This is a genomic window from Acinetobacter sp. LipI_23 (genome assembly GCF_058243045.1).
The window spans coordinates 1,273,076-1,290,599 of the sequence record NZ_JBZAYJ010000001.1 but is presented as its reverse complement, the minus strand read 5'-3'; the positions used below and the strand labels follow the sequence as shown (position 1 = coordinate 1,290,599).

The following is a 17,524-nucleotide window of genomic DNA, read 5'->3' as shown; positions in this document are numbered from 1 at the left end:
GTTTATTACTTACTTTTTGGTACTTACTTTCATTTAGTAAGTTATCAGATTAAGATAAAACCATCAAGTACAGAAAACAACCAATATAGGTGACTTATGAAAATTGCAATCACAGGTGCAACAGGCCAATTGGGTTCTATTGTGATAGAAAAACTTTTACTACAAACTGAGGCCAACAACATTGTTGCGCTTGTGCGAAACCCAGCCAATGCGACACATCTCACAGCACAAAATATTGAAGTGCGTGAGTTTGACTATGACCGACCTGAAACTTTAGTCCCTGCTCTATCAGGTATAGATAAATTATTACTCATTTCTGCAAATGAAGTCGGTCGCCGTACACCTCAGCACAAGGCAGTGATTGATGCTGCAAAAGTGGTCGGTGTTCCTTATCTTGCTTATACTAGCTTACTACGTGCAGATACATCGCCACTCGGCTTAGCCCAAGAACACCGTGAAACTGAAAAACTGATTCAAGATAGTGGACTACGCTACACCTTCTTAAGAAATAACTGGTATAGCGAAAACTACCTTGCAGGTGTTGCTCACACCATTGAAATTGGGACGCTTTTTGGAGCAGCTCAAGATGGTCGCATTAGCTCGGCATCACGCATAGATTATGCTGAAGCTGCAGCGAGAGTCTTAACGTCAACTGTCCATGATAATCAAACCTATGAACTAGCAGGTTCACAAAGCTTTAGCCTCTCAGAGCTTGCAACATTGATTGGTCAAGCAGCGAGTAAAACCATTAATTATCAAAACCTAAGTGCGGAAGAATACACTCAAGGCCTAATTCAGGCGAGCTTACCTGCTGGCTTAGTTGAGGTCATCGTTGATGCAGACATTCAAACTATACAAGGTGCAATGTATAGTGACAGTCAAGACCTAGAACAATTGATTGGACGTAAAACTACGAACATTCAAGATGCAATCAAAGCCTCACTTTAAGTCACTCTTTTAATCTTCACATTCAAACACCGCCAATGATTGGTGGTGTTTTTTATGGATGAATGTTCTTCACGGGTAGTGTCATATTCATCTCCAAATTCGCCGTCGTACTTCGCTCTATGTTGTACATAGTCGCATTGAAGCTTGCTATTTTTCGCATAGTCATTGGGTCATTCAAATTTAACTGTGGTGCAAACTGATGTAACACATGCAGACGCACTTGCTCATCAAACTCAAAATAGACCAAGCCATTAAACATAATTTTGATTGGGATCTGATAGTCTTGCTTTAAATGAAATGGTACAGCTAGCTTAATCGGAATATCTAAAGCGAGTGGAAATTTAGGCAACAGTTTATTTTGATAAATTAGATCTGTAGTTGTCTCCAACGGCATGTTTTGATCAATGAGTACCTCGGTTTGATAATCAACAGATACTGAAACGGGTACTTCTACTTCAAACTCTAAATTTGCCAAATATTTCCCAGTCAAAGGCAGATTGATTTTCTGATCGATTTTCAGTTGCGTATCTAAAGTCCCAACGGATTGGGTTTCTAAATAATTACCCACTTGGATTTTTGTCGGCAAGGAGTCTGATAGTTGAATTTGGGCTTCACTCGCAGACATTTGCATACTGGCTTGAATATTCATGTACAACCAAAACAGCGCACCCACTAAAATTACAACGCACACAAAACTCAGTACAAGCCGCTTCGCAGACAGGAATATCCACATACTCCCCCCTATGGCTTCACGTGTTCTTGAGGTAGAGGTTTTTCACGCAGTAATTGCAAGCTATTAAGTGGAATTTTCAACTCACCCTGCTTGATTTCAATTGGCAATGTATTTTGCACATCCACCGAAGCGTTCAACGCCGTTTTAATGGGAACGTTTAAATGTCCCTGTATTGGAATATTGGTTTTAATCACTGTATTGACTGGAATATGCAGGTTTTCTTTCAGTACGGTTTTTATAGGCGCATCAAATTTGAGGTGTACTTGCTGTTCAAGTAGCACATTGATATGAATCGGCACATCCAGCTGAATAGGAATATTACCTTTTAAAGGCAAAGTCACATCTCGCCCCATGACTTTCACCTGTACCTTGGTATCTACAGGCATATTCTGATTAATTTTCAAGGTTTCACGCACTGGAATGGTGGTTTTAATCGGAACCTGATTATCAAAATATACCCGTGGAGTCAGCGTTTGGGTCAGTGGAATATTCAGGTTTTCACGAATTGGAATTTCTGCATTGACACGCCCTGTCACATCCACATCTAAGGCATCATGAATTTTAACCTCAGCTTGTAAAGGCTCTTGCAGATCAATACTGACTTTTTGATTTTCCAAGGGAATATAAATATTAAAGTGTTTAAAAATCCAAATAGCGATAAGCACACCGCATACAGATGCCAACACAATGAATGCCAATCCACTTAGCATATGCTTCACTTGCAAATTCAAATTCCTTTTGTTTTATGTTCTTTTTATCTGACAAATATCATCCTTTTGTCAGCCTAGAAAGTCATTGGGGGCGGCATACCAACCAGACTTTTTAATTTTTATCGCCCTATTTTACACAGTACATTTTGATTATTCTAAGTAAATTACTAGGGATTAAACATTGGCAACTCTTACCACTAAAGCCAATACTTATGTCACTCCAACGCACCTGATTGGCCTCATCCACAACAACAGCGCAAAAAAAAGAGCCTCAATTGAGGCTCTTTTTAGTCGCTATTACAAATTATGCATTTGTTTCAGCTGGAATTTTTGGATAGCTTACGCCGCCCATTTGCTCTGCAATACGTAACACTTGGCAGCTATAACCTACTTCATTATCGTACCAAACATAAGCAGTTAAACGGTTACCCGAAGTGATTGTTGCTTGCGCATCAAATACACCTGCTGTACGCGAACCGATAAAGTCAGATGATACAACTTCAGTCGAGTTGGTATAACCAATCTGACCTTGAAGGCTAGAGCTGATTGAAATTTTACGAATGTATTCGTTCACTTCATCACGATCAACTTCTTTATCTAAAGTTAAGTTCAAAATCGCAAGTGAAACGTTTGGTGTTGGAACACGTACAGAGTTACCTGTCAGTTTACCTTGAAGTGCTGGAAGTGCTTTAGCTACTGCTTTAGCCGCACCAGTTTCAGTAATTACCATGTTTAACGTTGCAGCACGACCACGACGGTCTGCTTTATGGTAGTTGTCGATTAAGTTCTGGTCGTTTGTGAACGAGTGAACTGTTTCAACATGACCATTCAACACTGTATATTTGTCATGCAAAACTTTAAGTGTTGGTGTAATTGCGTTGGTTGTACAGCTTGCAGCAGAGATAATGGTATCTTCATCAAGAATGTCAGCTTGGTTCACACCAAACACTACGTTCTTCATGTCGCCTTTACCAGGTGCAGTCAAGATCACACGTGCAGCGCCTGGGCACTTAAGGTGTTGAGCAAGACCTTCAGCATCACGCCATTTACCCGTGTTGTCGATCACTAATGCATTGCTAATACCATAATCGGTATAATCAACTTCAGTTGGGTTCGACGCATAAATGACTTTAATGAATTGACCGTTTGCAATGATTGCTACGTTTTCTTCATCAACAGAAATCGTACCAGAGAATGGACCATGGATTGAGTCACGGCGTAATAAAGACGCACGTTTTTCCAAATCACCATCAGATGATTTACGAACCACAATCGCTTTTAGGTTCAAACCACGACCAAGACCAGACTGACCAATCATTAAACGTGCAAGAATACGACCGATACGACCAAAACCGTAAAGAACAACGTCACGACCTTCTACTGAAGTCGCACGACCTTCTACAGATTTAACAGCGGCTGCAACAAATGCATCAACATCGCCACCTTGCTCTTTAAACGCAACGGCTAATTTGCCTAGATCAATTTCAGCAGTACCAATATTTTCAATTTTAGCCAACGCTTCAAGAATTGGGAACGTGTGTACAACTGAAAGCTCAACGTCCATCATACGAGTGAAACGGTGCGCTTTTAAAATTTGGATAACTGAACGGTTAACTAAAGAACGTCCAAACACTGAAACCACAATATTTTTTTCACGGTAAAGCTGACCGATCAAAGCGATCATTTGTTCCGCGATTTCTTCACGGTTTTTCCAGCGACCTTGGTGTTCTGCGTGTAGGGCGATGATAGTCTCTTTGCTCACAGATACGTCCTCTAATTAATTTAATCTAAGCGTAAATTTTAAAACCCAACAATTGTAAAGGATTTAGCGCCAAGTTTGAATCGAAAGCTGTAAATGCATGATGTTTTTTGTCGTATATCCATTATTAATTTAAGAAATGATTGCATTTAGCCTTATGATTTTGCAGTATAAAAATTAAAAAAATATTTTTTTAGATAAAAAATAAACAGTTACACAAATGATGTTTTATCAAACAGTCAACTATTTTTAAAAGGCAAGAAACAAATAAGAAACATGCTTATTGCCCAAATTGCAGCGCAATGACAGCTCCGAACATCATCAAATTAGTCTGAATGTTGCTGTTTTTCAAAATGCTCAATATTTCGTTCGAGCTGTTTTTTATTTTGTTGCTTTTTATATAAATGCAACACACCTTCAATAATAAGCAATAAGACTGCGAACCAAATTGGAATATAGGTAAACCACTCACCTGCCTCTATACGCTCTCCCATGGCAACTGATGCTCCTGCCAGTAAAACAGGCTCCAAATAACTCAGCAAACCAAAGATCACAAAAGGTAAATAACGACTCGCAAGTATATAACTTCCAAGTCCCATCGCACTTAAGAATCCCAACCCAATGACCGCCAAAATCAGGTGTGGAAACTGTTGTATCAAAGCCAAACTATCGCTATGCACAAAGCCTAAATAAAACGCGACAGGTAAAATTAAAAACAGATCCCACCAGAAGCCCCCCAAATGATCCGTTTTACAAACACGGCGCAGGAAGAAATACAAAGGATAAGCCAAAGCGATATAGACTGTTTCCCATGCCATGCTACCAATACGCCAAATTTCATGTCCTACCCCTAGCACTGCAAGGGCTACCGCAGCCATTTGCCAGCGGGATAGTTTTTCCTTGTAAAGGATGCAACCAACCAACACCATGACCAAAGGCAGCAAAAAATAGCCAAGCGACACCTGTAGGCCGCGACCATTCATAGGTCCCCATAAAAATAGCCACAGCTGCGTGGTACATAAAACAGAACTAAACAATAACCAAGCAAACATCCAAGGTTGTTTAAAGATACGCTTAAACAACTCCGAAATGAGTTTTAAATCACCACTCCACCACATGAATGCGGTTAAAAAGGGTAAGGTCGAAAGCATACGCCAAGCAAAAGTTTGCTCACTATCTAAGGGCTTTAAAAAAAAGGTATAAAAATACAAAACCCCAAAAGTGACGGATGCTAAAACCGATAGTGCAACACCTTTATACATCCTTCACTCCACATTGATTTACACGATTTTAATAGGCGCCGATTATAAAGCGTTCGACTGTATAAAGCTTTATTATTCAAGTTTTAAAATACGTATATGAAACTAAAAAAGCCATGCTTCAGCATGGCTTTCAAGACTTAATAAATTTTACTTTTGCAATTGTTTGGTATGAATCAGATCATTCAAATCATAACCCACTGACTTTGCATATTCTAAGTATTCATTAATGACTTTTTGGTCTGGTTGAGGCGAGCGAGAAAGCACCCACATATATTTACGGCGTGGCTCACCCACTAAAACCGTTTCATAGTCATCATCAATTTTTAAAATCCAATAATCCCCGCGTGCCACAGGTAACCAACGCACCGCCTCAGGTAAAAAACTCACTTTCAACTTACTATTAAAAGGTGGGTTTTGTACAAATGCTTCACCTATGGACTGCATCAGCTTACCATCTTGGGCATAACAGCGGTTATCTACTGTCACATTGCCATTTTCATTCAGGGTATAGGTAGCCGAGACATTACTTCCGCATTTATTTTGGAAGTACATGGGCTTACGTGCAATTTCGTACCAAACACCCAAATAACGGTCTAATTCAACCTTATCTACCACGGCTAAGGGTTTGCTCTGGGCATAAGCCATGGTTGCCATGCCTAACCCGACTAAAACAGCACCACCTACAGCAATTTTGGCAAGCGTAAAACCCGCCTTTGGAAGATTTGCAGACATAAACTGTACCTTTAATATTTCAGAATTTATGATCTAAAAATAAACATCTCTTTAAAAAATAATGCTTTCTGCCCAAATTACTGTAGCGTTATGTAAATGCAACTTAGGTTAGAAGTTGTGCTTTTAAGCGCAAAATTTCATCTCGCAGACGCGCAGCTTGCTCAAATTGTAACTCTTTAGAAGCTTTGAGCATTTCTTTTTCCAACTTGCTTAAATGCTTGGCAAGAAGTTTCGGATCGGACAGCAAGTGCTGCTCATCTGCACTGAGCGTTTGATGTTGATCTGTGATACCACTTTCAACTTGATCATCTGTCAGCACTTCGCCTGTATCAATATCCTTTTTATTTTGTCTGATGGTGCTACGCGGAATAATGCCATGCAGCTCATTAAAGGCCATTTGTTTTTCACGACGACGGGCTGTTTCATCGATGGCTTTTTGCATCGAATCGGTAATCCGATCACCATATAAAATCGCTTTGCCTTTTACATTACGCGCTGCACGCCCAATGGTTTGAATCAAAGAGCGCTCAGAACGTAAGAAACCCTCTTTGTCTGCATCCAAGATAGCCACTAAAGACACTTCAGGCATGTCCAAGCCTTCACGTAGTAAGTTGATCCCGACGAGAACATCGTAGACACCCGAACGTAAGTCATGAATAATCTTCACCCGCTCAACAGTGTCAATATCTGAGTGCAGATAAGCAACTTTGACCCCATACTCTTTCAAATACGAGCTTAAATCCTCTGCCATACGTTTGGTTAAGGTGGTAACCAAGACACGCTCGTCTAAATCTTTACGGATATTGATCTCAGACAACACATCATCAACTTGAGTCAATACCGGACGTACTTCAATTTCGGGGTCAATCAACCCTGTAGGACGAACCACCTGCTCAGCTATTTGCTCGGCTTTTTCAAGCTCGTATTTGGCTGGTGTAGCACTGACATAAATCGTTGCTGGCGTAATCCGTTCCCATTCTTCAAACTGCATTGGGCGGTTGTCTAAAGCACTAGGAAGACGGAAACCATAATTCACCAAGTTTTCTTTACGCGAACGGTCACCTTTATACATCGCGCCAATTTGCGGCACAGTCACGTGTGACTCATCAATAATTAGTAAGGCATCATCAGGAACATAATCAAATAAGGTTGGCGGCGCTTCGCCCGCGGGACGACCGGATAAATGACGTGAATAGTTTTCAATACCGTTGGTATAGCCCAACTGCTGCATCATTTCTAAATCATAACGGGTACGTTGCTCAATTCGCTGTGCTTCAAGCAATTTGTCATGTGCACGAAAGAAACCTAAACGCTCTTTTAACTCTTCACGAATCGTGCCGATGGCGCGCTCTAAATTATCTTTCGGTGTTACATAGTGACTTTTTGGGTAAATGGTTACACGCGGAACTTTACGTACCAGTTTGCCTGTCAGTGGATCAAACCAACGAATCGAATCGACTTCATCATCAAACAACTCAATCCGAATCGCATGCTGATCCGATTCGGCAGGGAAAATATCAATAATTTCCCCACGAATACGATAGGTACCGCGTAAAAACTCAAGCTCATTACGGCTATATTGCATTTCCACCAAACGACGAATGATATCATCACGTGCAATACGATCGCCCTGTACAATATGCAGCAGCATGCTCATATAGGCATTGGGGTCACCCAAACCATAAATAGCAGAAACTGAAGCAACAATAATTGCATCGCGACGTTCTAAGAGTGAACGTGTTGCAGATAAACGCATTTGGTCAATGTGGTCATTGATCGCTGAATCTTTTTCAATGAATGTGTCTGAAGATGGCACATAGGCTTCAGGTTGGTAATAGTCATAATAACTAACAAAATATTCGACGGCATTGTTCGGAAAGAAAGATTTGAACTCACCATAAAGCTGTGCGGCTAAGGTTTTATTATGTGCCATGACAATGGTCGGACGTTGCATCCGCGCAATCACGTTGGCCATGGTATAGGTTTTACCTGAACCCGTAACCCCAAGTAACAGCTGGTCGTGATAGCCCTTTTCTATTCCAGCAACAAGCTTTTCGATGGCTTGCGGCTGATCACCTGCGGGTTGGTAATTGGTGACTAAATCAAAAGGTTGTTTCTCACTCACAGACATATCCCAAGATTTGCTTCTTCAACCGACTATTTTAACAGATTCAATCCCGAGCAATTCTTGCTTTTAGATTTTTAATGTAATTTACTGAAAATATTACAAAGATTTTTCACTTGACCCCCCCGTATTTCAAGGGCAACATGAAGTGAAGAAGAGCGAAAAATCAGAGCCTATGACTTACCAATATCATGATGAAAGCATCGTCAAAAACCTAGATGAACATACCGTATTTGTGTTTGGTAGCAACATGGCAGGTCAACATGCGGATGGCGCTGCCCGAACTGCACTTGAGCACTTTGGCGCAATCAAAGGCGTCGGACGTGGCTGGTCAGGGCAAAGTTATGCCATTCCCACCATGAACGAACATTTACAACAAATGCCGCTCTCGCAAATTCAACACTATATTGATGACTTTAAAATCTATACCAAAAATCACCCTAAAGTGACTTACTTTCTAACCTCTATCGGCTGCGGTATTGCAGGTTATAAAGTTGAAGAAATTGCTCCTATGTTTAAAGGCATTTCTCATAATGTTATTTTCCCTTCATCATTTCGCCCATTTGTGGAAAGAACACTGCCACGTCTAAGTAAAAAGTTTTTGCACACCATTTTTAACGATGCTGTGATTTTCAGTACCCAAAATGATGACATGCTGATTCAGCATTTGGCCTTAACCGATAATGAAAAAAGTTTAGCCAAAATTATCCTCAACACGCGTATGTATCCAACCGACAGTAATGGCCGTGATCGTGTTTTTGAAATTGAAGATATTTTACATGCGCTGTCTGGGAAAATATTTGATTTTGAGACCAACGCTGAAGGGCGCATGCTGTTTGGTGGCGCCATTTTAGCACTTTTGGAACTTTATAATATTAACGAGCAAGACTTCATTGAAGTTTGGCAAGGCACACGAGAAATCGCACCTCCGAAGCCTGAACATCGTGCGCGAAAAGCCTTACGTTAAATCCAGTCTTCTCAAAAAAGCCAATCTATCAGATTGGCTTTTTTAGTTAAAAATAATAGAACTGTTGAAGACTTCCCATATCCTCCAATAGCCAACTACTACAAAAAAATGTGACGGTACTGTTTCCGCTTTTCTCTTTTAGACCTTTAAAAGTTCACTTACACTCTGGATCATAATCATACTTTTCAAAAACTTAAATAAATCATGAGAACAAATAGACAGCTTGAAGCCTTAAAATCCAAAAGAAACAAGCATGCACTTTTCAGTATGGCTATTGCCGTTGTCATGCTGATTGCATTTTATCAACTGCCTCAGTTTCAGGATTTTAATTTTATAAATCTATCCCTAGTCTACTTTATCTTCATTGTATGCTTATCCTTCCTCAAAAAGACAAAGAACGAACAACCGAAAAAGAACAACCTCCTCTTAAATATTTTATTCATGACGGCACCCTTCTTCATCATTAATGTTTTTGCACTTTCCAGTCTCAGCAAATTTACTGACTATTCGGCTGTACGTATTGCAAAACATATACCTAACCCACAATACGTCGAGGGCCAAATTCTCTTAAATAGCTACACTGTGGGCTCTGGACGTAATAAATCACATTATGAAGATGTTGTGTTAAATGAGCCTTCTCAGCAGCAACCACTAAGACTGGTTTGTAATTTTATGGATCGCTTTAAGAGCTGCCCACTCTTAGAAGACTTTCAACAACAAAAAGTCAGTATCCGTTATTACGCAGACAACAGTCAGTTTATCTACCCAGAAGTTTTGGTGTTATCGGTCACAGCGGACAATACAACCATCAGCAGCCAAGACTTCCTGCAGATCTACCAACAACAACGAAACAATTTTTTGATTTATTTATTCTTCATGGTATTGATTCCAAACCTGTTAGTGATCAATTTATTTTGGCGCGACCATCAATATCAACAATCACAAACTTTTCGCTATCGACCTCAAAGCATTTAGCGCTTATCAATATCACCCTATAGGCTCTTTAGGCTCTTTAGGCTCTTTAGGCTCTTTAGGCTCTTTAGGCTCTTTAGGCTCTTTAGGCTCTTTAGGCTCTTTAGGCTCTTTAGGCTCTTTAGGCTCTTTAGGCTCTTTAGGCTCTTTAGGCTCTTTAGGCTCCAAAACCATTGGAGCTTATGCACTTTCTATGAGCAATAAATATGCATTTTTTGACTAAATCACCCCATAAACTCACATAAATTTTAAAAATAACTTTTTTTTATCACATTATTTTAAAAAGTTTTTTTAGCGCTTATACTGCTTTCAATTCCAACATAAAAACGAGATATAAATGCAATTATTGGACTCTCCTATTTTTGAATTATCTCCCATTGCCATGTGGTTAGAAGACTTTAGCGAAGTACAAAAACAATTCGATCTTTGGCGGAGTGAAGGTGTTGAAGATATTGCGTCGTTTCTGTTGGAAGACAAATCACGTATTTTAAGTTGTGCGCATAAAATTAAAGTCCTGCATGTCAACCCGCAAACCTTAAAACAATTTGAAGCCCAAAGTTTTGAAGACTTAACCGCAAACCTTGCGCAAATTTTTAAAGCAGATATGTCAAGCACTCATTTAAATGAGCTGGTCGCACTTTGGAATGGTGAAATTTTATTTGAAAATACTGCTGTAAATTATACGCTTACAGATCATCGCCTTGACATTCGCCTGCGAGGGACAGTGCTCCCCGGTCATGAACACGATCTTTCATTGGTTTTGATCACCACGGAAGACATCACGCCTTATGCCAATGCACAACGTTTAGAAGAAAAAAGTCGTTTAATTGCTGAAGCACGTTTTCAATACTCGCCTACTTCGCTTTGGGTTGAGGACTTTAGCCGAGTCAAAGCTCGATTAGATCATTTACGTCGTTTGGGGATCAGTGACTTTAAAACTTTCCTTGATGTCCACAATGACTTTATTAATGAATGCCTCAGAGACATCATGGTTACTGATGTCAACCAAGCCACACTCGATTTGTTTGCTGCACGTGACAAAGACCATTTACTTAAAAATTTGCATAAAGTCTTTCAAAACGAAACCCAACAGACCTTTCGACATCAGTTGCTCGAACTATGGGATGGCAATATTCAACATAACTGCGAAGCGGTCAACTACGCGCTTGATGGCAGTATTCGCCATGTGCTGTTACATTTTGCCGTGTTTCCAGGCTTCGAAGACGATTGGGGTATGGTTCAACTGGCGCTCACCGATATTACTGCACGTAAAAAAGCCGAGAATTATCTTGAGTACTTAGGCAAACATGATGTCTTAACCAAACTTTATAACCGCTCTTTCTACAGCACCGAAATTAATCGACTTGAGCGCAATAACCTACGCCCTGTGTCTTGTATTTTCCTAGATATGAATGGCTTAAAAGCTATCAATGACAACCTTGGTCATGATCAAGGCGATAGCTTATTACGCCGTATGGGGAATACCCTGAATCAGTTAATTGAAAATACCTAATACTCTGCTTCAAGGATCGGTGGAGATGAATTTGTGGTGCTATTACCTGCCGCCGATGAAGCCGCATTGAACCACTGTATTGAAAGTTTGCATGAGCTTTTAATGGTGGATAACCAATTTAATAATCATCAACCTATTAGTGTGTCGGTTGGCACTGCTACCAGCCAGCCAAATGAGCGGGTTGAAGATATGCTTAAACGTGCCGACACTGCGATGTATGAACACAAAAAAACCTACTATGCAGAAAATGATCGACGGGTTAGCAATTACAACCCAGCGAATGATCAATAAAAAAGCGCCCTAAATAGGGCGCTTTTTTATCTCAATGGCGAATCAACGCTTACCCATTGAACGACGGGTGCCACGTGGTGGCATCCAAGTCCGATCTGCATATTGCTCAGGTTTTGGACGAACCTGATTATGTGCAACATCGTCAGCACTTTGTTCTGCATTTGGCATTGGGAATGGGAGATTCACCAAAGGTTTTTTTGAAGTAGGCTGTTGCTTACTCATGACCATCACTCTCATCAAATTGCGCTTATTTTAAAGTTTTTTTCATAAAGATGCGAGAAACTTCCTAATTCTGTACATTTTTGAAATCATTAATTCAAAATTGAATTTTTTTTATGTTTTTTGCAGAAAATCTGTGTTTTTAAACGCCTTGCTTGAGTTTTTTAAGCTAAGATAGTGTGCTTTTTATTTTTTAAACCCTATAAGAAGGAATACTGCCGTGGACGTACGTCTCTCTGATCGTGTGAATGCCATCAAACCGTCCCCAACTCTTGCTGTTACCAACAAAGCTGCTGAATTAAAAGCGGCTGGCAAGAACGTTATTGGCTTGGGCGCAGGTGAACCTGACTTCGACACCCCACAACACATCAAAGATGCAGCAATTGCAGCGATTAACAACGGTTTCACAAAGTACACCGCTGTAGATGGTACGCCTGGCCTTAAAAAAGCGATTATTGCAAAATTCAAGCGTGACAATAACCTTGATTATGCTGCAAACCAAATTTTGGTTTCTTGTGGCGGCAAGCAGTCATTCTTTAACTTAGCATTAGCTTTGTTAAACAAAGGTGATGAAGTAATCATCCCGGCACCATTTTGGGTAAGCTACCCAGATATGGTGATTATCGCTGAAGGTGTTCCTGTTATTGTAAAATGTGGTGAAGAACAACGTTTCAAAATCACACCTGCTCAACTTGAAGCTGCGATCACAGACAAAACTCGTTTAGTTGTTTTAAACAGTCCATCAAACCCAACAGGTATGATCTACACTAAAGCTGAATTAGAAGCTTTGGCTGACGTTCTTCGTAAATATCCAGAAGTTTATATCGCTTCTGACGATATGTACGAACCAATCCGTTGGAATGACGAATTCTATAACATCGCAACTGTTGCACCAGACCTTTATGACCGCACAATCGTGTTAAACGGTGTGTCTAAAGCGTATGCAATGACTGGCTGGCGTATTGGCTATGCAGCGGGCCCTGCTAAATTGATTGGCGCAATGAAAAAAATCCAATCTCAATCAACTTCAAACCCAACTTCTATTTCACAAGTTGCTGCTGAAGCTGCGTTGAATGGTCCTCAAGACGTTCTTGAGCCAATGATTGAAGCATTTAAACGCCGTCACGATTTAGTTGTTAGCGGTTTAAACGACATCAACGGTATTTCTTGCCTACCTGCTGATGGTGCATTCTATGCATATGCAAACATCCGTCCATTAATTCGTGCGAAAGGCTTAAAATCTTGCACAGAATTCTCTGAATGGTTATTGGAAGAAACTGGCGTTGCCGTTGTTCCTGGTGATGCATTCGGCTTAGGCGGTTTCATGCGTATTTCTTATGCAACTGCAGACGAAGTACTTGTAGATGCGCTTGCACGTATCAAGAAAGCGGCTGATTCAATCGAAGGCGTAGATGCTGCGATTGCTTCAATTGCTGCTGAAAAATAATTTAACCCTTTAAAGTTAGATTAGAGAAACCCGCGAACTTCGCGGGTTTTTTATTTTTAAACAAAATCTGAAAAATTTGCTCTTAAGCCCGTTTAAATAATTTTAGAGCCGTGTAGTACCAGCAGAATCTATGGTATCTACGTCTTTATTGCGAGATGATGCCGAGATCACCAAGGCAATGCCTGCCAGAACAATCGTCGCGGAAATGATGATTCGGAAGCTCAATGCTTCACCAATAAACAATGCGCCACCCAGAATCGCCAAACATGGCACGGACAATTGCACGCTACTGGCCGTGACCCGATCAATTTTCTTCACTATGGCATACCAAAGTACATATGCCCCACTCGATGCCAAACCACCAGATAAGAGTGCCAACAGCATACCTTTTGGCTGGATAAAACTCTGTGTGTAAAACAACAAATAGACCAAGACAACAAAAGGAATCGCCATTACAAAATTTGCCAAGCTACTGGCCAGTGGATTATGCATATTTTTACCTGCGATGCTATACATCGCCCAACCTATGCCTGAAAGTACCATCAATGCAGCATAGCCTAAAGGAGGTGCCGAGGCCCCTGGTAGCAATAAAATCAAAAGACCTAAAATAGCGATCACCAGCCCCAACCCGCGTCGCAAATTGATTTTTTCACCATGACACAGGCCATAACTGACCATACTTAACTGCACTGTCCCAAACAGTACTAATGCACCTACACCCGCGTCGATATGCAAATAGGCCAGTGAAAAAGCCACAATATATAAGGCAAGAAAAAATCCATTTTTTACACTCCACTCTATTTTGGCCTTATGAGTAGAGAGCATATACAGTAGAAATAACACCATTGCACCGCTACAGACCCGAAGTAAGCTAAAACTCATCGGATCAATCTGCTGCTCAGCCAACGCTAAACGACATAGCACCGAATTGGCTGCAAAGGCCAACATTGCAATGGAAATTTTAAGCAGCATGTTTGAGCGTCCTTATTCAACAGCCTGCTTTAGATATATCGAATATTTCTTATTAAATCTAGAGAGTTTTTCTCATGAAATTTATCAGCAATATCAATGTGTAACTCAGATGATTCAGCCTGAATATCTTATTTTTTAGCATCATCTGGTGAAAATAAAGCAATCACATCCGCTTCAGTGAGCTGCTCTGTAGAATACTTAAATTGGTAAAAATCAGGCTTATTATCAATATATATTTCTGTTGTAAGCTTTAAATCTTTTGGCTGTTCTTCCATCGCAAATACATTGATATTGCAATAGCTGCCGTCCTGAGTTCGCCAAAAAAGTGACGTGCCACATTCGCTACAAAAACCACGCTCCCCCCAATCCGACGACTTGAATAATTTTAAATATTCTTGATTGTCAAACTTTAAACTACTAGGTTCGACATCAATACTCATGAGCACCCCGCTCGACTGCTGGCGGCACATCGAACAATGACAAGCATGAACATCATAATTTTTGAGTGCGGCTTGGAACTTAGTTTTACCGCATAAACAGGACACGTTCATTATGAGTTCCTTCTTCATGTGAAGACTGTGTAAAATGACTAAAACCTTGTTTATCTTATATATAAATACAAAACAAAAGAGTGTATAAATTTTGTGCACAACTTTTTATACAATGATCACATCTAGCTAGCTCAGTTCCATCAACACTCAAATCATCAAAATGAATACGCTCACACACTTTAAGTGCAATCCGTTCGCAACATCAGCTCAATCCGCGTTTATGATTTCGTTGATTTTGTACTGATCAATCCAATACTGAATATTGACGAAAAGAGTGAATTTTGTTTAATTGGATAACAAGTTTCAAAAAGGAACCCATAGATAAATATAGGAATGAACAAGATGAATCCGAAAGAAATGACAGGACTACAACTCTTAGAAGCCATGTGTACAGGAAAAATTCCACCCGCAAGTATCAGTGAAACCATTCCCATGCAGCCTTTTGAAGTTTCTGAAGGGAAAATTAGCTTTAAAGCAAAAGCGGATCATCGTCATTTAAACCCGCTTGGTGGCGTGCATGGTGGCTTTGCAGCAACAGTACTCGACTCAGTGACGGGTTGTGCCATACATACTATGCTTGAAGCTGGTGTTGGCTATGGCACCATTGATCTGAATATTAAAATGTGCCGACCGATTCCAAGAGACAAAGAACTGCTTGCCATGGGCAGCGTGATCAACATCAGTAAGAACTTAGGTATTTCTGAAGGTAAAATTGTAGATGAAGACGGTAAACTCTACGCCCATGCCACAGCCACCTGTATGATTATTCGTTCCTAAAAACGAAAGGCACTGATAAATTTCAGTGCCTTTTTTACGCCAAATTAAACTTTACTTCGGCATAACAGATCAAATTGCGGTTTTAAACGTCTTCAGCGTCTGCAATTTTGAGGCATCAGGACGCTCAACTCCTTTATAAATACAATAGTGTTTAAATGCGCTGTCTAAACTCACGTCTAAACTTTTACCTTTAGCAGCAGACCAGACTTTTGAACGATTATTAGCTGATAAAGCACTGCCTGACAACTGATACAAATACAGATCATGCTCTCGCTGCACAGTCTTTTTAAGAGTACTCGTTGATTGTTCAGAAAGGAGCTGACAAGGACTGTTGACCAGCCAACGCTCACTAAACCAAAGTTGTAATAAATCACCCAAATACAAGTCTGTACAACCGACTGGCCAAACATCAATATAGGCTGACTCTACAGGGGTATAGTATTGTTCTGGGTTTGAAATAATAGACAGATACTGATCTTGGTAATCAGCTAGGTTTGCAAAAATATCGGAAATGGTAAGCGTATTCATTCGCTTTCTCCTGTTTAGCCATTTTAGTGCTGGCAAGTTGGTTATAAATCCACACTGTTTAAGTTTTCGCTTAAACGCTCTGTTGTTGGAATCAGACTATCAACGACTTTTCAATATTGCAAGTACTTCAATACGATTTTTTTTGAAAATGATTTTTTTGTTCAAATAAAAAGCATCCAATATAAAAATGACAGCAACATGACATTTTAGACTTGACCCACTATGAAATGTCCTTATAATCGCATGCAGATTCTCCAATAGCTCAGTCGGTAGAGCGACGGACTGTTAATCCGCAGGTCCCTGGTTCGAGCCCAGGTTGGAGAGCCAAATTTAAGAAAGCCCACACTATATGTTGTGGGCTTTCTTCTTTTCTACGTCTTAAAAGTTTCGCTGCTTAAGATGTAAATCCCCCGAACTAAGTTCAACGTAAAGCTACAACAAAACTACTCTGGGAAAATAACTTATCTTAAAAACACTAAAAAATGATTCACAAGAAAAATCATGAGCACATTTAAAACACATATGGATGTTCGTTCAGATCACTTCCCGATCACAGCAACTGAAATGAAAAAATAGGAAGGATAAATTATTGGTGAACTATTAGCCCAACATCTTGCTGAACAATTCAATCAACAACAACTCGCAATCGCTGCAATTCACAATGAAGATTGAGGATACTTACTTAGTTTTAGTCATCCCACTTTATTAGATGTAATCGTTATGAGAAAAATGACAACTTATTTTTAATTTTTATTCACCCACCACAGCCAATCATTAAAAAATATTTTTTTAAGAAAATAGATCTTCAACCCAATTAAGTCATGTCTCTGAGACTTTGCGAAATACTCTTTCTGATGCAACAATTTTTCATGATGTGGAACGTGGAAGATATAAAAAAGTACAATAAATCATCGTCAAAATTCTAAGCACACCTACTCAAATAACTCATTCCACTGACTCATATTTCGCGATTTTATTGAAAGAAATTACAGCTCTCAATACATCATATCTACCCATC

General features: G+C 40.0%; 16 protein-coding genes, 1 tRNA gene and 1 pseudogene. 7 read left to right on the top strand and 11 right to left on the bottom strand.

Going from position 1 to position 17,524, the window contains the following annotated elements:
• Nucleotides 1-96: 96 nt before the first annotated feature.
• Complete coding sequence (locus AC4CVD_RS06340) at nt 97-948, top strand: SDR family oxidoreductase (RefSeq protein ID WP_490752477.1); 852 nt, start codon at nt 97-99, stop codon at nt 946-948.
• A 52-nt stretch (nt 949-1,000) separates the two neighbouring features.
• On the opposite strand, the gene AC4CVD_RS06335 is transcribed toward AC4CVD_RS06340, so the two are convergent.
• From AC4CVD_RS06335 to uvrB, 6 genes are all read right to left on the bottom strand, one after another.
• Nucleotides 1,001-1,681, bottom strand: coding sequence for a hypothetical protein (locus tag AC4CVD_RS06335; RefSeq protein WP_490752476.1), 681 nt, complete (start codon nt 1,679-1,681; stop codon nt 1,001-1,003).
• 8 nt (nt 1,682-1,689) lie between these two features.
• On the bottom strand, nt 1,690-2,391 hold the full coding sequence (locus AC4CVD_RS06330) for an MFS transporter (RefSeq protein WP_490753493.1): 702 nt from the start codon (nt 2,389-2,391) through the stop codon (nt 1,690-1,692).
• Nucleotides 2,392-2,695: 304 nt separating this feature from the next.
• On the bottom strand, nt 2,696-4,153 hold the full coding sequence (locus AC4CVD_RS06325; RefSeq protein WP_490752474.1) for a glyceraldehyde-3-phosphate dehydrogenase: 1,458 nt from the start codon (nt 4,151-4,153) through the stop codon (nt 2,696-2,698).
• A gap of 323 nt (nt 4,154-4,476) precedes the next feature.
• Complete coding sequence (rarD, locus tag AC4CVD_RS06320) at nt 4,477-5,412, bottom strand: EamA family transporter RarD (protein ID WP_490752472.1); 936 nt, start codon at nt 5,410-5,412, stop codon at nt 4,477-4,479.
• Nucleotides 5,413-5,559: 147 nt separating this feature from the next.
• On the bottom strand, nt 5,560-6,144 hold the full coding sequence (locus AC4CVD_RS06315) for a lipocalin family protein (RefSeq protein WP_078389000.1): 585 nt from the start codon (nt 6,142-6,144) through the stop codon (nt 5,560-5,562).
• A gap of 103 nt (nt 6,145-6,247) precedes the next feature.
• Nucleotides 6,248-8,269 (bottom strand): excinuclease ABC subunit UvrB, encoded by a 2,022-nt coding sequence (uvrB, locus tag AC4CVD_RS06310; protein ID WP_078389012.1) that lies wholly within the window; start codon nt 8,267-8,269, stop codon nt 6,248-6,250.
• A 175-nt stretch (nt 8,270-8,444) separates the two neighbouring features.
• Between uvrB and AC4CVD_RS06305 the strand changes: the two genes are divergently transcribed.
• Both AC4CVD_RS06305 and AC4CVD_RS06300 read left to right on the top strand, forming a co-directional pair.
• A complete protein-coding gene (locus tag AC4CVD_RS06305) occupies nt 8,445-9,236 on the top strand; it encodes an A1S_2505 family phage non-structural protein (RefSeq protein WP_490753492.1) in 792 nt (263 codons plus the stop codon).
• A gap of 267 nt (nt 9,237-9,503) precedes the next feature.
• Nucleotides 9,504-10,211: a hypothetical protein gene (locus tag AC4CVD_RS06300; RefSeq protein ID WP_227555137.1), complete on the top strand. Its 708-nt coding sequence runs from the start codon at nt 9,504-9,506 to the stop codon at nt 10,209-10,211.
• Between the two features lie 12 nt (nt 10,212-10,223).
• Here the strand turns inward: AC4CVD_RS06300 and AC4CVD_RS06295 are convergent, their stop codons facing one another.
• On the bottom strand, nt 10,224-10,382 hold the full coding sequence (locus AC4CVD_RS06295) for a hypothetical protein (protein ID WP_490752470.1): 159 nt from the start codon (nt 10,380-10,382) through the stop codon (nt 10,224-10,226).
• 163 nt (nt 10,383-10,545) lie between these two features.
• On the opposite strand from AC4CVD_RS06295, the pseudogene AC4CVD_RS06290 reads away from it, so the two are divergent.
• A pseudogene (locus tag AC4CVD_RS06290) lies at nt 10,546-12,012 on the top strand (sensor domain-containing diguanylate cyclase).
• A 42-nt stretch (nt 12,013-12,054) separates the two neighbouring features.
• Here AC4CVD_RS06290 and AC4CVD_RS06285 read toward each other — a convergent pair.
• A complete protein-coding gene (locus AC4CVD_RS06285; protein WP_004693646.1) occupies nt 12,055-12,234 on the bottom strand; it encodes a hypothetical protein in 180 nt (59 codons plus the stop codon).
• A gap of 217 nt (nt 12,235-12,451) precedes the next feature.
• Between AC4CVD_RS06285 and AC4CVD_RS06280 the strand changes: the two genes are divergently transcribed.
• Nucleotides 12,452-13,678, top strand: coding sequence for a pyridoxal phosphate-dependent aminotransferase (locus AC4CVD_RS06280; protein WP_436905195.1), 1,227 nt, complete (start codon nt 12,452-12,454; stop codon nt 13,676-13,678).
• A gap of 102 nt (nt 13,679-13,780) precedes the next feature.
• Here AC4CVD_RS06280 and AC4CVD_RS06275 read toward each other — a convergent pair whose 3' ends face one another.
• Together AC4CVD_RS06275 and AC4CVD_RS06270 are read right to left on the bottom strand one after the other, a co-directional pair.
• The gene (locus AC4CVD_RS06275) at nt 13,781-14,650 is read right to left on the bottom strand and encodes a DMT family transporter (RefSeq protein WP_490752467.1); all 870 of its coding nucleotides are present in this window, start codon (nt 14,648-14,650) and stop codon (nt 13,781-13,783) included.
• A 128-nt stretch (nt 14,651-14,778) separates the two neighbouring features.
• Nucleotides 14,779-15,201, bottom strand: coding sequence for a GFA family protein (locus AC4CVD_RS06270; RefSeq protein ID WP_490753491.1), 423 nt, complete (start codon nt 15,199-15,201; stop codon nt 14,779-14,781).
• A 342-nt stretch (nt 15,202-15,543) separates the two neighbouring features.
• Here AC4CVD_RS06270 and AC4CVD_RS06265 point away from each other — a divergent pair, with 342 nt between their 5' ends.
• Nucleotides 15,544-15,978: a PaaI family thioesterase gene (locus tag AC4CVD_RS06265; RefSeq protein WP_490752466.1), complete on the top strand. Its 435-nt coding sequence runs from the start codon at nt 15,544-15,546 to the stop codon at nt 15,976-15,978.
• Nucleotides 15,979-16,047: 69 nt separating this feature from the next.
• Here AC4CVD_RS06265 and AC4CVD_RS06260 read toward each other — a convergent pair whose 3' ends face one another.
• Nucleotides 16,048-16,506, bottom strand: a complete 459-nt coding sequence (locus AC4CVD_RS06260) for a hypothetical protein (RefSeq protein ID WP_490752464.1) — start codon at nt 16,504-16,506, stop codon at nt 16,048-16,050.
• Between the two features lie 251 nt (nt 16,507-16,757).
• On the opposite strand from AC4CVD_RS06260, the gene AC4CVD_RS06255 reads away from it, so the two are divergent.
• Nucleotides 16,758-16,833 (top strand) — tRNA-Asn (locus tag AC4CVD_RS06255).
• The last annotated feature ends 691 nt before the right edge of the window (nt 16,834-17,524 follow it).